Annotated in this window: 10 protein-coding genes; 3 read left to right on the forward strand and 7 right to left on the reverse strand. The window is 44.7% G+C overall.

The window, feature by feature from the left end:
* Window positions 1-100: 100 nt before the first annotated feature.
* Genes mukF through mukB form a run of 3 tightly spaced genes read left to right on the forward strand, consistent with a single transcriptional unit; the run spans window position 101 to window position 6,676 of the window.
* Complete coding sequence (gene mukF, locus AB4180_RS18305; protein WP_009846358.1) at window positions 101-1,438, forward strand: chromosome partition protein MukF; 1,338 nt, start codon at window positions 101-103, stop codon at window positions 1,436-1,438.
* Window positions 1,419-2,225, forward strand: a complete 807-nt coding sequence (gene mukE / locus AB4180_RS18310; RefSeq protein WP_102248915.1) for a chromosome partition protein MukE — start codon at window positions 1,419-1,421, stop codon at window positions 2,223-2,225. Before mukF ends, mukE begins: the two co-directional genes overlap by 20 nt.
* Window positions 2,222-6,676: a chromosome partition protein MukB gene (mukB, locus tag AB4180_RS18315; protein ID WP_102248914.1), complete on the forward strand. Its 4,455-nt coding sequence runs from the start codon at window positions 2,222-2,224 to the stop codon at window positions 6,674-6,676. The genes mukE and mukB overlap by 4 nt, the downstream gene beginning before the upstream one ends.
* Window positions 6,677-6,993: 317 nt before the next feature.
* On the opposite strand, the gene AB4180_RS18320 is transcribed toward mukB, so the two are convergent.
* The 7 genes from AB4180_RS18320 to AB4180_RS18350 form a co-directional block, all read right to left on the reverse strand.
* A complete protein-coding gene (locus AB4180_RS18320) occupies window positions 6,994-8,889 on the reverse strand; it encodes a methyl-accepting chemotaxis protein (RefSeq protein WP_102248913.1) in 1,896 nt (631 codons plus the stop codon).
* Between the two features lie 378 nt (window positions 8,890-9,267).
* Window positions 9,268-10,227 carry an alpha-L-glutamate ligase-like protein gene (locus AB4180_RS18325; protein WP_012603623.1) on the reverse strand — a complete coding sequence of 320 codons (960 nt, stop codon included), beginning with the start codon at window positions 10,225-10,227 and terminating at the stop codon, window positions 9,268-9,270.
* A 3-nt stretch (window positions 10,228-10,230) separates the two neighbouring features.
* On the reverse strand, window positions 10,231-11,736 hold the full coding sequence (locus tag AB4180_RS18330) for an inactive transglutaminase family protein (protein WP_009846363.1): 1,506 nt from the start codon (window positions 11,734-11,736) through the stop codon (window positions 10,231-10,233).
* 17 nt (window positions 11,737-11,753) lie between these two features.
* Complete coding sequence (locus AB4180_RS18335) at window positions 11,754-12,494, reverse strand: ATP-dependent zinc protease (protein ID WP_102248912.1); 741 nt, start codon at window positions 12,492-12,494, stop codon at window positions 11,754-11,756.
* Window positions 12,495-12,759: 265 nt separating this feature from the next.
* On the reverse strand, window positions 12,760-13,731 hold the full coding sequence (gene cmoB / locus AB4180_RS18340; protein WP_009846365.1) for a tRNA 5-methoxyuridine(34)/uridine 5-oxyacetic acid(34) synthase CmoB: 972 nt from the start codon (window positions 13,729-13,731) through the stop codon (window positions 12,760-12,762).
* 182 nt (window positions 13,732-13,913) lie between these two features.
* Window positions 13,914-14,642, reverse strand: a complete 729-nt coding sequence (gene cmoA, locus AB4180_RS18345; RefSeq protein ID WP_017105755.1) for a carboxy-S-adenosyl-L-methionine synthase CmoA — start codon at window positions 14,640-14,642, stop codon at window positions 13,914-13,916.
* Window positions 14,643-14,781: 139 nt separating this feature from the next.
* The gene (locus AB4180_RS18350; RefSeq protein WP_102248911.1) at window positions 14,782-15,687 is read right to left on the reverse strand and encodes a DUF72 domain-containing protein; all 906 of its coding nucleotides are present in this window, start codon (window positions 15,685-15,687) and stop codon (window positions 14,782-14,784) included.
* Window positions 15,688-15,760 lie beyond the last annotated feature (73 nt).

The following is a 15,760-nucleotide window of genomic DNA, read 5'->3' on the forward strand; positions in this document are numbered from 1 at the left end:
CCACAACATGCGCTATGCCATCGTAAGAAGCCGCGTCATAAAGAAATAGGCGTCATATCTAATACGTTCGATATGACGAACAACAGTAACAGGAACCACAATGAGTGAAATGACTCAAACTGCCGAAGAGCAGCCAATTGATGAGTTGGTGGGCTGGGTCAAGCAGCATGATTTTTCATTAAACTTGCCACCAGAGCGCTTAGCATTTTTGATTGCTATCGCCGTATTAAGCAATGAAAGGTTCGATGAAGAGTTGGGCGAGGGTGAACTGCACGATGCATTCACTATTGTCACTCGACTGTTTGAAGATACTGGCGAAGCGTCTGCGTTTCGTGCCAACAACGCTATCAATGAGTTGGTTAAACAGAAGTTGATCAGCCGCTTTACCAGCGAAATCACAGATGGTGCAAGCATTTATCGCTTATCGCCATTGGCGATTGGTATCTCAGATTATTACTTACGTCACCGCCAGTTTTCTAAATTAAAACTGTCTATCCAGCTTTCTATGGTTGCCGATGAGATGGCAAAAGCCATTGAAGCCGCCCAGAAAGGTGGAACTCCGGGACATTGGAGAAGGAATGTGTACGGCGTGCTCAAGTATTCTGTTGGCGAAATTTTTGATCAGATCGATCTCAACCAGCGGGTTATGGATGAACAGCAACAAACCGTCAAGCAGCAAATTGCGGATCTGTTAAATAAAGATTGGCGAGAAGCAATCAACAACTGTGAGTCTTTGCTATCAGAAACCTCAGCCACGCTAAAAGAGTTGCAAGACACCTTGCAAGCGGCGGGTGATGAACTGCAAACCCAGATTCTTGATATTCAAGAAATTGTTTATGGTGACGATGAGCTCGAGTTCGTTGGCGAAACCCTATTTGGTTTGCAAATGAAGCTAGACCGAATCACCAGTTGGGGCCAACAAGCGATTGATTTGTGGATCGGCTACGATCGCCACGTGCATAAATTTATCCGTACCGCGATCGATATGGATAAAAACCGTGCCTTTAGCCAACGCTTGCGTCAGTCAGTCACTGACTACTTTGATGCGCCTTGGTTATTGACCTACGCAGACGCAGAAAAACTCACGGATCTTCGCGATGAAGCACTTGTGCTCCGTGATGACGAAGTGATGGGGCAAGCCCCAATCGACGTAGAATACGAAGAATTTGAGCAAGTGAACGATCTACTTTCAGAACGAATCGCAGATATGTTGAAAGCTCACAAACAGCAAGGTGCGCCGATTGATCTTGGCCTTGTGCTGCGTGATTACCTCGCCGCGCACCCTCGCACACACCATTTTGATTTAGCCAGAATTGTTGTCGACCAAGCCGTTCGCTTAGGTTACTCAGAGTCTGACTATCAGGCTATTCAGCCAGATTGGCAGGCAATCAACGATTTCGGTGCAAAGGTACAAGCAAATGTCATTAACAAGTACTGATGATTACATGCCAGAGAAACTGGTAAAAGCGATAGCGAATCCATTGTTTCCTGCGCTAGATAGCATGTTGCGTTCAGGCAAGCATGTTTCAACAGAAGACCTCGATAACCATGCGTTGCTTTCTGATTTTGAAGTTGAGCTTCAGCATTTTTATCAACGCTACAATACGGAACTGGTAAAAGCGCCTGAAGGTTTCTTCTATCTGCGCCCGCGTTCTACGTCTTTAATTGGTCGTAGTGTGTTGTCTGAGCTCGACATGCTGGTTGGCAAAGTATTGTGTTTCTTATACCTAAGCCCAGAGCGTTTGGCTCATGAAGGCATCTTCACCAATCAAGAGTTGTTTGATGAACTGATGTCGTTAGCGGATGAGAAAAAACTCATGAAGCTAGCAACCAACCGTGCGTCTGGTTCTGACTTAGACAAAGAAAAGCTATTTGAAAAAGTACGTACTTCTTTACGCCGTTTACGTCGTATCGGCATGCTGACCGTGATTGGTGAAACAGGTAAATTCCGTATCAGCGAAGCGGTGTTCCGTTTTGGTGCGGATGTTCGTGTTGGCGATGATATGAAAGAAGCGCAATTACGACTTATTCGTGATGGTGAAGCTGTTGTTCATACTCAAGAACCTAACCAAGGTAGCTTGTTGAATGAAGAGCAAACGGAAGCCGTATCAGAAGTTGAACTAAACGTGGACGAAAACGGTCAACAAGACATTTTTAACGATCAAGCCGGCTTTGACCTTGAGTCAAACGATGGCGAACAAACAAAAGTAGAAGGTGAAGCATGATTGAAAGAGGTAAGTATCAATCATTAACCATGATCAACTGGAACGGTTTCTTTGCGCGTACTTTTGATATTGATGGATTGGTTACAACGCTTTCTGGCGGTAACGGTGCGGGTAAGTCGACCACAATGGCGGCATTCATCACTGCACTGATCCCTGACCAAAGCCTTCTGCATTTCCGTAATACAACGGAAGCGGGCAGTTCACAATCATCACGCGACAAAGGTCTTTACGGTAAGCTTCAACCTGGCGCATGTTACGCCGCGCTAGATGTTGTGAACTCTCGTAATCAACGCCTATTGTTTGCAGTAAAACTGCAGCAAGTTGCGGGTCGTGATAAGAAGGTCGACATCAAACCGTTTGTAATCCAAGGCCTTCCAAGCCATGTGAAGCCAACGGATGTATTGATCCAAAACGTTTCAGACAGCCACGCTCGTGTGTGTCAACTGAACGACGTGAAAGCAGCGGTAGCGCAATATGAAGGGGCGCACTTTAAAGCTTTCTCTTCTATTGTTGATTACCACTCACAGATGTTTGAGTACGGTGTTGTTCCTAAGAAACTGCGTAACAGCAGTGACCGTTCTAAGTTCTACCGTTTGATTGAAGCATCACTTTACGGCGGTATCTCAAGTGCGATTACGCGTTCTCTGCGTGATTACCTTCTACCGCAAAATGGCGGTGTGAAGAAAGCATTCCAAGACATGGAATCAGCACTACGCGAAAACCGCATGACGCTAGAAGCGATCAAAACGACTCAGTCGGATCGTGACTTGTTCAAGCACTTGATCACTGAATCTACGAACTACGTGGCAGCAGATTACATGCGCCATGCCAACGATCGTCGCAACAAGCTTGATCAAACTATGAAGTTCCGTGGTGAACTGTTTGGTTCTCGCGAAACCTTGCTTGATCAAAACAACTTGTTGAACCGCGTTCAAGAAGAGCTTGAGCTGTTGGTCGATCAAGAATCGGCACTAGAACAAGATTATCAAGCGGCTTCGGATCATCTTCAATTGGTTCAAACTGCACTTCGTCAGCAAGAGAAAATTGCTCGCTACAGTGAAGATCTAGAAGAGCTTAATGAGCGTCTAGAAGAACAGATGATGGTAGTTGAAGAAGCTCAAGAACGAGTACTTCTTGCTGAAGAACAGGCAACCATTACTGAAGAAGAAGTGGATAGCCTGAAAACTCAGCTTGCTGACTACCAACAAGCGTTGGATGTTCAGCAGACTCGTGCGCTTCAATACCAGCAAGCGGTTCAAGCATTAGAGAAAACTAAACAGCTACTTGGTGATGAGTCTATTACGGCAGAAAGCGCATTAACTCTGGTTTCTGAGCTAAAAGCACAAGAAGAATCAAGCACTCAAACGTTACTGTCGACTAAGCATAAACTAGACATGTCTTCTGCTGCGTCTGCGCAGTTCGACAAAGCGCTCGCTCTTGTTAAAAGCATCGTTGGTGACGTTGAGCGTAAAGAAGCGTCTAACAGTGCTAAGCAAGCTTTAGAAAAAGGCCGTAACGCAAAACACGTTGTTGAAAACGAACAGCAATGGCGTGCTCAGCACCGCGACATGGCTCGTGATGTGGCGCAGCAGCGTCAAGCAAAAGAGCTTGCGACTGAATACCAAAAGCAACACAACATCTCACTGACTGACGAAGCGGTTTTCGATGAAGAACGTGAACGCCATGCAATGCAGATCGATTCTCTTGAGTACGCTCAAGAAGAGCTGCGTGAAGCGAAGAGTGAGCAACGTCGTGTGCAACAAAACCAAGACCAAGAGATTCAAAAACTTGAGTCTATTGCTCCAGCGTGGATCACGGCGAACGACGCACTTGAAGCCCTAAGAGATCAAACAGAAGCTGAGCTAGAAGATAGCCAAGCAGTAATGACTCAAATGCAGCAAGTGCTTGAAGACGAAAAATCTCAAACGGTAGCGAAAGATCAATTGGCGACGCGCCGTTCTGAACTTGAACAAGAGATAGAGCGTTTAGCTTCTCCGGGTGGCTCTAACGATCCTCGCCTGAAAGGTCTGGCGGATACGCTTGGTGGCGTGCTGCTTTCTGAGATCTACGATGACATCACGATTGGCGATGCACCGTACTTCAGTGCGATGTACGGCCCGGCTCGTCACGCAATTGTGGTTTCGGACCTTGATGGCATTAAAGAGAAGCTGGTGGATCTTGATGATTGTCCAGAAGATCTTTACATCCTAGAAGGCGATGTAGACGCGTTTGATGACAGCTCGTTCAATGCCGATGAGCTTGAAGGTGCGGTGTGTGTTCAGCTGAACGATCGCCAAATGCGTTACTCGCGCTTCCCTGAGATTCCATTGTTTGGCCGTGCGGCTCGTGAGCAACGCCTAGAGAAGTTGCGTGAAGAGCGTGACGTTGTGGTAGAAAACCATGCCAAAGCTGCGTTTGACTCTCAGAAACTGAATCGCCTATACCAAGCATTTAACAGCTTTGTTGCTAAGCATCTGCACGTTGCGTTTAACGCAGATCCAGAACAAGCACTGGCTGCTATTCGTGATAAGCGTAATCAAATTGTTCGTTCTCTGGCTGAGCTTGACTCTAAAGAGCAACAACAACGCAGTCAGCTTCTACAAAGCAAGCAAGCACTTGGTGCACTGGACAAATTGGCACCAATGGTTCGTATTCTTGAAGACGAAACATTAGCTGAGCGTCTCGCTGAATTAGAAGCACAACTAGAGCGTCTAAGCGAAGCTAAGTCTTACTTGAACACTCATGGCAAAGCACTTACTTCATTAGAGCAAATCGTTTCTGCACTCGATGCTGACCCAGAGCAATTCGAAGCTTTGGAAGCCGAGTATCGTCAGGCGGACAGCGCGTTACAAACTCTAAAAGGTAAAGTGTTTGCTCTTTCTGACTTAATCGAACGTCGTCACTACTTTGCTTACGCAGATTCTGTTGACCTGCTTAACAAGAGCAGCGAACTGAGCGAACAACTGAAAGCGAAGTTGGTTCAAGCAGAACAAGCACGAGCTAAAGGCCGCGATGGCTTGAAGCAAGCTCGCGAACAGATGAACCAGTACAACCAAGTATTGGCAGCACTGAAGAGCTCGCACCAAGCGAAGCAAGAGACGGTTCAAGAGTTCAAGCAAGAGCTACAAGAGTTCGGTGTTAACGCTGATGAAGGTGCTGAAGAGCGCGCGGTTCGTCGTCGTGACGAGCTTCAAGAGCGTTTGCATACTTCTCGTAGCCGTAAGAGTGAATACGAACGCACGATTACCTCAACTGAACTTGAGATGAAAGCGCTGGCTAAGCGTCTTAAGAAAGTTCAGAAAGAGTACACAGAGCTTCGTACCTTCGTTGTTGCAGCAAAAGCCGGCTGGTGTTCAGTACTGCGTTTAGCTCGTGAGAATGACGTTGAACGTCGTCTGCACAAACGTGAACTGGCTTATTTAACGGCGGGCGAACTTCGCTCTATGTCGGATAAATCACTGGGTGCGCTACGTCTGGCTGTAGCTGACAATGACGACCTGCGTGATTCGCTGCGTCTCTCTGAAGACAACGCACATCCAGAGCGTAAGGTTCTGTTTTACATTGCGGTTTACCAACACCTTCGAGAGCGCATTCGCCAAGACATCATTCATACGGATGATCCGGTTGAAGCAATCGAAGAGATGGAAGTTGAGCTAGCTCGACTAACAGAAGAACTGACGCAGCGTGAAAACCGCTTGGCGATCAGCTCTGAGTCGGTAGCAAGCATCATCAAGAAAACGATTCAGCGCGAGCAGAACCGTATTCGAATGCTGAACCAAGGTTTGTCTAACATCTACTTCGGTCAGGTTAAGGGCGTACGTCTGAACGTTAAGATCCGTGAAAGTCACGAGATTTTGCTATCAGGGCTAGCGACTCAGCAAGAGCAGCACAAAGACTTGTTTGAATCAACGCGCTTTACCTTCTCAGAAGCGATGGCGAAGTTGTTCCAACGTGTGAACCCACATATCGATATGGGTCAACGTTCTCCGCAAGTTTTGGGTGAAGAGCTACTCGATTACCGTAACTATCTAGAGTTAAGTGTTGAAGTTAACCGTGGTTCAGACGGTTGGTTACAAGCGGAATCGGGCGCATTGTCTACGGGTGAGGCGATCGGTACGGGTCAATCAATCCTATTGATGGTTATCCAGAGCTGGGAAGAGGAATCTCGTCGACTTCGTAGTAAAGACATCGTTCCATGTCGTTTGTTGTTCCTTGATGAAGCAGCACGTCTGGATTCTAAGTCGATCTCTACGCTGTTTGAACTGTGTGACCGTTTAGGTATGCAACTCCTGATTGCTGCGCCAGAGAACATTAGCCCAGAGAAAGGTACAACCTACAAACTGGTACGTAAGGTCTTCAAAGACCACGAACACGTACACGTTGTTGGTCTGCGTGGTTTTGCTCAAAACAAACCGGTATCTCCTGTTCAAGAGCTTATCGAAACCCCTTAGAAGCGTAATCTATCTACCGTAAATTAATAGCCTCGAAGTATACACTTCGGGGCTTTTTTTGTTTGGCAGCTTCACGGGTCTCGTATTCTTTTGGTGAGGGTGAGGGTGAGGGTGAGGGTGAGGGTGAGGGTGGTATTCCTGAGCTATTTATAATGACTGACTGTGATTGGCATGACTCAGCCTGAACTTATTACCATATAAAAAACCGCCTTCTCAGAAGAGAAGGCGGTTTTAATTACGTTATCTTTTTTTAAGCCGAAGATTTTGATACTTAGGCTTTAACGTATAGGTTGTCGGTACGTTTAGCTTATCTAAGATTAGATCTTAAACATCTTTATCGTTTGATGCAGTTCGTCCGAAACATTATTAACATTTTGCGCTGTTTGAACATTTTGCTGGACGTCATCGACAGTCGCTCGCGCCAAATCATTTACATTCACTACATTTTCGTTGATTTCAACGGCTACTTGCGATTGTTCTTCCGCTGCCGCTGCAATCTGGTTGTTCATGTCTTGAATTGTCCCAATCTCATGCTGAATAGTATTCAGCATTTGACTCGCTTGATCTGACTTTTCACGAGTTACTTTAGCTGTTTCCGCATTTTCAACCATAAGCTCAACAGATTGTTTTGCTTGAGTTTGAAGTGATGAAATCATGGTTTGTATTTCGTTCGTGCTTTCTTGTGTCTTGTTAGCGAGGTTACGCACCTCGTCAGCCACGACGGCGAAGCCGCGACCTTGCTCACCCGCTCGAGCTGCTTCAATTGCTGCGTTTAATGCCAGCAAGTTTGTTTGCTCAGCAATACCTCGGATAACATCAAGTATGCTACCTACATTTTGAGTTTCTTTTTCAACACCAAGAATCGAATCTTGAACCTGCTCAATATTCGTTACAAGTAAGCTGATTTGCTGGTTCATGTCACCCACAGTCTCAAGACCTGACTGAGATGAAAGGCTTGCCTCATTGGATGATGATGATGATGCCTGCATCGCATTTTGAGCCACTTCCGCAACAGTCGCGGTCATCTGATTCATCGCGGTTGCAACTTGCTCTAGCTGCATCATTTGCTCTTCTGATGAGGTACTTAACTGATTTGACGAGGTCTCAAGAGATGAAGATTGTGATGAGAGAGAGTTTGAAGACTGCTCAATATTGCCAATAATACCTTGGAGGTTACCTGCCATTTCAAGAGTTGAACGGTAGATCCCCGTTTCATCACCATTTAATTTAGGGATATTGGTCAGGTCTCCTGCCGAAATTCGACTAACAAGAGCTTCGATGTATTGTGGCTCTCCGCCAATAGGACGATACATTAATCGGGTGACTAATAAGAATGTTATTCCGGTTGCCATAACCGCGAAAATTAGACCAACTACAGTATTTATTTTTACCATCGCGTTTGAAGGCGCCTCAATGTCGTCCCAACTTGCCCAAGCCCAGGTATTCCAACCTAATGACTCAATTTGAGACGAAACGACATAAAAGTCGCCTTTATCTGGAACATTGTAAGAGTGCTCACTGGTCATCTTACTACCGTGTTCACGGTATGATGGTCGAAGATCGTAGATATTTTTACCAATAAAATCTTCATAGCTAGCGGCAACAAGGAAACCATCTTGGCGAGAGACAAATAAGTTTGGCACTTCAGATAGCTCGTTTATATAGTCTGTAATATCACTCATTTTAAGACTAAGGCCAATAACAGCTTTCGTTTCGCCTCTGGCTTTAAAAGGAATAACAACCGACATGGTTAAATGCCCTGTTGTTGCTAGGTAAGGGTTAGTTACTGATCGTTTTGCACCTGAAAACCCAAGGTTGAACCATTCGCGTTGTTTTTGCTTAGCATTAAAGTTAGGAATGATACCTTGATTTTTAACGTCGTAAGTTTTGCCATCAGGAAGACCGATGTAAATATTAAGAACACCAAGAGATTCTTTACTGTTCGTCATCATTTTCAACAGCATCGGGTTGATCATGATGTTACCGGATCTATCAGTATGGATACTGGTTGAAATGCTTTCCAAAGCGCCGAAATACGCTTCCATTTTCCCTTCGACAGCTTTGGCTACAAGAAACGATTTCGTAGACAAGTTATGACGGTAGTCATCCGTGGTGGCAGACTTAAATTCGAAATATCCTATCGTAGATATAACTAAAATCGTTAAACAGATTAGGCCGCTAATTGTTAGCATAATCTTATTTTTGACGGTCATCAGAGCATTTCCTTAACAGTTGTTGCTTATTTTATTGACTAAATTATCCGTATGCTAACATAGGGTTACAATTTATTTGTTGGTCGTTTTGTAAGGGAACGTCGTTACAAACAAGCAGTGTGAATACTTATGCGTGGGATTTACAGTGAATAAGGTATCTACACAAATTTGATGGGTTTTAATTGATTTTGATGGTGCGTATTTTTCTACTTCCTAGGTGGAATTAGCACAAATAAGTACCTTTTAGTCTATTTCTGGTGTGAATGTGTCGCTGAAGTAAGCGTATAGAAAGGATTGGGATGCAAGGGGAGATAACCCCAAACACCCCAAATTTTGGCCTAAAATTTAAGTGACAAAATTTAAGTGACAAAATTTTGACTAGTTGTGACCGAACTGTTTTGCAGCGTAAGCAACACGCTCCGCAGGTTTTGGATATTCAGCAGGCGTGCCAAGGTTTTCAATATGATGCAGTCTAGGAAGTAGCCCCGCGCCGTTCGCGATTTGGATAGCTAAACCAGGTCGAGCATTAAGTTCTAGTACCATAGGGCCTTCTTCTTGGTCTAATACCATGTCAGTACCCATATAGCCTAAGCCCGTCATTTCCCAAGCACTTGATGCTAGAGTTAACAGCTTTTCCCAGTGAGGAACTTGTAATAACGCGAGTTCTTTACCCGTATCTGGATGGTGTGTAACAGGCTGATCGAACTGAACCGCTCGAACCGCTTTACCTGTCGCAATGTCTATACCCACACCAACAGCACCTTGGTGCAAGTTAGCCTTACCATCTGAATCTGAAGTGGACAGACGCATCATCGCCATCACAGGGTAGCCTTTGAATACGATGATTCGTACGTCTGGCACACCTTCGTAGCTGAAGCCTTCAAAACACTCATCAAACTTGATGAGGTTTTCAACTACGGCCACATCGTTCTTGCCACCCAGCGAGAAAAGGCCCGCGAGCGCGTTACTGATATGGCGCTCTACATCTTCTTCATTGATAGTAGAACCCGATGGTTTGGTGTAAACCCCATCTTTATGAGAGATCACAACAAGGATGCCTTTACCACCACTGCCTTGAGCGGGCTTGATTACAAAGCCCGGCCACTCTTTAACCATCTTGTGGATTGTTTTTACTTCAGCTTGGTGACTAATAACGCCAATAAGCTTTGGCACGGTGGCGCCAGCCTGTTCAGCAATGATTTTAGTCTTAAGCTTGTCATCAACGAGTGGGTACTTGGAACGATCATTGTAGCGGCCAATATAACTATGGTTACGCTTGTTCATTCCCATTATGCCTTTGTCTTTCAACTTAAACGGTGAAGTAAATTGATCAAACATAACTTAGTCCTCCGCTAGCGGTTTAAAGCGACGAAGCTCGGTTAGACGGTAGCCTGTGTAGTTACCTAGTAACAAGATGGTCGCTAGAATAACAAGCTGTAAACCAATAAAGTTAAACGTTAAGTGCTGAATGAACGGGTTAGTCATACCTAAGTAAACAAGCACCGCGGTAAATAGAGAGCCGCCACCTTGAAGTACAACTTCTTTCGCGCCTTCTTCTTCCCAAAGGATAGACATACGTTCGATAGTCCAAGACAAGATAATCATTGGGAAGAACGTAATTGATAGGCCTTCTGTAAGTCCGATTTTAAATGCGACGACAGTAAATATCGAAATAATCATAATTACCGTAATAATTACAGCGGATATCCTGGCCACGAGCAATAGGTTGAGTTTGGATAAGTAACTTCGAATTACAAGACCAGTACCGACAATCAGTAGGAAGCCAACAATACCGGTAACCAACTGTGTTTGAACGAATGCCACGGCAATCAGAACGGGCATGAACGTACCAGAAGTCTTAAGACCTATGATGACACGTAGGAACACAACAATCAGAGCACCGATAGGAATCAGCATGATGGTTTTAAACATCGCTTGCTCTTCTAGCGGCAGACTATGAATGGAAAGGTTTAACAGTTGATCCGCTGATACTTTACTGTTCGTTGCTTCAGTTGGAGTAACTTCCTGAGCAATCATAGAGAAGTGAACTTTACTGTTCTGGCCACCCACAACATCTAATAGAGATACATTTGATTCATCCCAAATTAGCAGGTTTGGTTGAACTTGCTGCTCGCTAGATTCAGGAGAGAATAGAACCCACTGGTTATTATCCCAAATTTGGTTCATGTGTTGGATTGATTGGCGACGACGTCCGTCTTCCAGTTCAATAACACCGACGACTTTGTTGTGGATTTTAGCGGCAGAAAGTAGCTTGTGTGTCGCTTCCACTTTGGTCATGTTATTCAGAATCAGCGCTGAGTTTTGGCTGTCTGGATCGTTAAGCGTTTTGATTAACTCACGAGTAAAGGTGATGTTGTCTGCTGAGCGCTTGGTTGCTCTGTCAATCAAAGCAAGGGCCGCGGCTTCTTCAGGACCATCAAAGCTTGGTTGAGCCACATCACCTTCTGGAGGTGTTGAGGTAACGTTCGCTTGGCTATCGACTAAGAACTGTGTCTTGTAGTAGATAGTCTGCGGACCATCTGCGTGACGAATTGACCACTCAGCACGGCGACCTGAATCTGTATTCAAGTATGAAATGCCGTAGCCTGGTGATGAAGCTGACTCGCCGATAAGTGTAAAGTTAGACTGTGTGTGAGGTGCGGCTAGTGAAACTTTTGCTTCTTTGCCCACTGCATTGAATTCGATACGAGCTTCAATGTCCCAAACCTGATTAGTTTCGCCTGGAGTCCAGGGTACACCGTAGGTTGTATGTCTGAACATACTCAGAGTTATACCTGCCACGATGAGCAGGAATATAGAAATATAAAATGGAATTCTTGACGTCATAGCTTACCCTACTATTGTTATTTAACTTCCGTTTGTACGTACTTTTTACTTACATCTACTAGCGCTATGTCTTTGATAAATTCGCGCCCTAGTAATACAGGGTGACTCATTTGAGAGCGATCCGCCAATGTAAATTGCGCTTTTTCATGGATTTTTCCGACTTTTACCCATAATTCGATCACAGCTCGACGTTCTGTTTGATCATTCGTCGATTGACGGATTTTCACATAACGTACAACGGGCGCTTCGATCCATTTTTGGTCTTCTTTTGCTTGTGCTTTATCTGCCAAATGGAACTTAACCCAATCTTTACCGTTGCGTTCGAATTCTTTGATGTCGACGGCATTTAAAGAAGAGGTGGTTGCGCCAGTATCAACACGAGCATCGAAGCTTTGTTTGATAGAGTCGATCGATACTTTTTCAATACCGCCTAGAATAGTCGTCTGTGATGTAGGAGCGGTAGGTGCAGCTGCAACGGCAACAGGCTCGGCTTCTTTTAGCTCTTCAATGACCCTGTGTTCCATACTGGTCAGGTGAACATCTAATTGACTAGAAAGAGTGGTAATTTCGTCTTCCAAGCTTTCAATATAATCACTTTGATTACTTAGCTGCAGTTCAAGATTTTGAACCTTGTTTGCGATGTTTGTCTCTGAGCGGGAAATAGCGTCGAGAGTTTCTTGATGGTAGGTAGCGCCGCTCGTGAGGGTGCAACCAGAGAGCAAACCAACCGCCACGATAGGCGATAATCGCTTAAACATATAAAAACCTTTGGAAATTAGAGAATAGTTCAGACTATTTAGAAGTTTATCCCACAAAAAAGGATGCGTGAAGCATCCTATTGTAAGAGTCTGGTCATATTGAATCGCAATGTGAGCGCTACGAAAATTATTGTCACTTAAGGGCGCTCACTTATTAAACATAAGCGCAACTTTTGTACAATTAGTTCTCTTTTTTATCAAAATTCCCACATATAAATAACGATGGCTGTATGACGACAGAGCTTATGGTTTTGTGTAACAGAGCTTAAGGTTTTGTCGCTACTAGAATCGCACGCCTTGGTGCAGGGTGACCTTCTACGGTTTTACTTGGATCATTAGGGTCTAAGTAATCCGGTAAAGAGTTGTGTGTCATCCACTCTGTTGTGCGTTGTTCGCCAATCGTTGTGACATTTTCATCAACGATACGCACGTCTTCAAAGCCTACCTGTTCAAGCCAGCGTTTCAGTGCGCGTGCAGATGGGAAGAAGTAAACGTTTCTCATTTGCGCGTAGCGATCCACAGGCACAAGAACAGCGTTTTCGTCACCTTCAATCACTAACGTTTCAAGTACCAGTTCGCCACCAGATACCAATTGGTCTTTTAGTTGAATCAAATGATCAAGTGGTGAACGGCGGTGGTAAAGCACGCCCATGCTGAATACAGTGTCGTAAGCTTCCAGTTTTGGCAGTTGCTCAATACCTAGAGGTAATAGGTGAGCACGTTGGTCGTCGCCCATCAATTTACGAATGGCTTCAAACTGAACCAAGAATAAGTGAGAAGGGTCGATACCCACCGTCAAGCGAGCGCCTTCACCTAGCATGCGCCACATGTGGTAGCCGTTGCCACAACCTACATCGAGAACCGAACGGTTTTTCAATGGAGAGATATGTGGAAGCACACGATCCCATTTCCAGTCGCTGCGCCATTCTGTATCGATATGAATGTCATGAACGGTATAAGGACCTTTACGCCAAGGGTGGAACGTCTTTAATAAGCTTTCTAACTTTTTAAGTTCACCCGTGTGGAACGGTGTAGAGCTGCCAATCGTCACTGAGTTTTTCAGATCAACTTGGTCAGGCACACCTTGTGGAATCTTGTTTAGTGCACGTAACCAACGGTCAAAATCACCGTGCTCTGCATTTTGCCAATCCGTCAGTTGTTGAGGAAGAACATTGAGCCACGGCTGTAGGCGAGTGTCTTGGGCAATGAGTTGATAAAAATTGGCAAAATTAAACATAGTTTTTCACTGAGTTAATAGGGTCAATAAACCCTAAAATAAAAATTAAATTTGTCATTCCCTACAGTGAGGGACGAACATGATAGGGGATCTCGGTTTATCGTACTTGATAGAGATTCCCAACTCGCTCGTTCCTCGTTCTTGAGGATGACGTTTTAGTACGAGCTGACTGGGTATGTGCGCTATTTAATCGCGAACATCGAACCGAAGTTGAAGCATTGGAACCACACTTCGCTACTTGAGAAGCCAATCTTTTCAAAACGTTGCTTATGAACTGGAATCGAGTCTGGACGCATCACATTTTCGATAGCACTGCGTTTTTGGCTGACTTCGAGCTCGCTGTATCCGTTGGCACGTTTGAAATCATGGTGCAGGTCGATAAGCAGTTCATTTGAACTTTCATCTTCGAACACAAACTTTTCTGACAGAATCAAAATACCGCCCGGACGTAATCCAGCATGGATCTTTTCAAGCAGAGCGTAGCGGTCGTCTGGTGATAAGAACTGCAAGGTGAAGTTCAACACAACCACTGAAGCGTCTTTAATCTCGATTTCACGGATATCAGCTTCGATAACTTCGACTGGCGTATCGCTTCGGTAGGCGTTTACATGCAGCTTACAGCGTTCAACCATGGCTTCCGAATTATCGACAGCAAAAATCGTACAGCCTTCTTGTTGGATGTGACGGCGCATTGAAAGCGTTGCTGCGCCAAGAGAGCAACCCAAGTCGTAGATGTTTGAGTGTGGTTTTACGAAGCGTTCAGCTAACATGCCAATAGCAGAGATGATATTGCTATATCCAGGAACCGAGCGTTGAATCATATCTGGGAATACTTCAGCAACCCTTGCATCAAAGGTGAAATCACCAATTTTATCAATGGGAGCGGAAAAGATATTGTCTTTGTTGCTCATTGCATTCTCTCTCGACAGTCAGCGTAATCGGCACAGAATTCGTACCAAATAAAAGGGGACGTATTTTACGTAAAAAAATCGCTTGTGTCACGAAAACTGAGATTGATGAAAGTGAACGCATGTTAGTGGTTGTTTACTATCAAAACATCGAGATTTGATGGTCACCTTTTTGAGCAGGAAACTCCGCCAAATTAGGCAAGGTTATCTGTGTATGTTCAGCAACTTGCGTCTGTAATTGCTTATAGATAGCAATCGCCAATTCAGGAGCGTGATTGTTGTCTGGGGTGTGGATCATTAAATAAGGTTGTTTTCCTTCATTTAACCAAGTCGGTAATTTCGCAAACCAAGGTTTAAAGAAAGCGAGATTGGGTTCCTGATCTGGATGTCCAATAAAGCGAACCATCGGATTGTTTGCCGTCGCAATAGCATGAACCGGAACACGTGGTTTCTTTTGATGCGCGTCGATCACCGCTTCTGTGGTTGGTGGTGCGGAGAAAACAGGACGGCTATCCATAATGATGCGATTGATCCCTTCTTCTATTAGCCAATGATTGAAACGTTTTTCGGCATCGCCTTTATCAAAGAAACCAAGGTGACGAACTTCAACACCGATCTGCATGTCTTTTGGGAACAAGGTACAAAATTTTTGTAGGGCAGGGAGCATGCTGGGTTCGAAGCTATGGGGTAATTGAATCGTCCACTGACCAATGCGTCTGTGTAGGGGCGACATGGTGAGCAGAAATTCTTTGAGTTCGGCTTGGCAATGTTTTAAGTGCTGCTGGTGGGTGATGAACTTAGGCAGCTTAAAAGTAAACTTGAAATCATCGTGACTCGCGGCTTTCCAGTTATTGACCGTTGAGACACTGGGTGTCGCATAGAAAGTCGTGTTGCCTTCAACGGTATGAAAAACTTGGGCGTATTTTTCTAAGCGCTCAGCCGGTTTTGTTCCTTTACCATAGAACTGACTTTGCCACTCGGAATGAGACCACATTGTTAACCCAAGTCTTAGAGGTAAAGTTTCTGTTGTTATTACACTAGCATCCATCTATTACACCGTTATTTATCACGCCATCAGTCATTACAAAAAGTTTTTGGGTTGAAATTAGGGCGTGTTGATC

It is taken from the genome of Vibrio sp. 10N.286.49.C3 (assembly GCF_041469545.1).
GTDB classification, from domain to species: Bacteria; Pseudomonadota; Gammaproteobacteria; order Enterobacterales; family Vibrionaceae; genus Vibrio; species Vibrio tasmaniensis_A.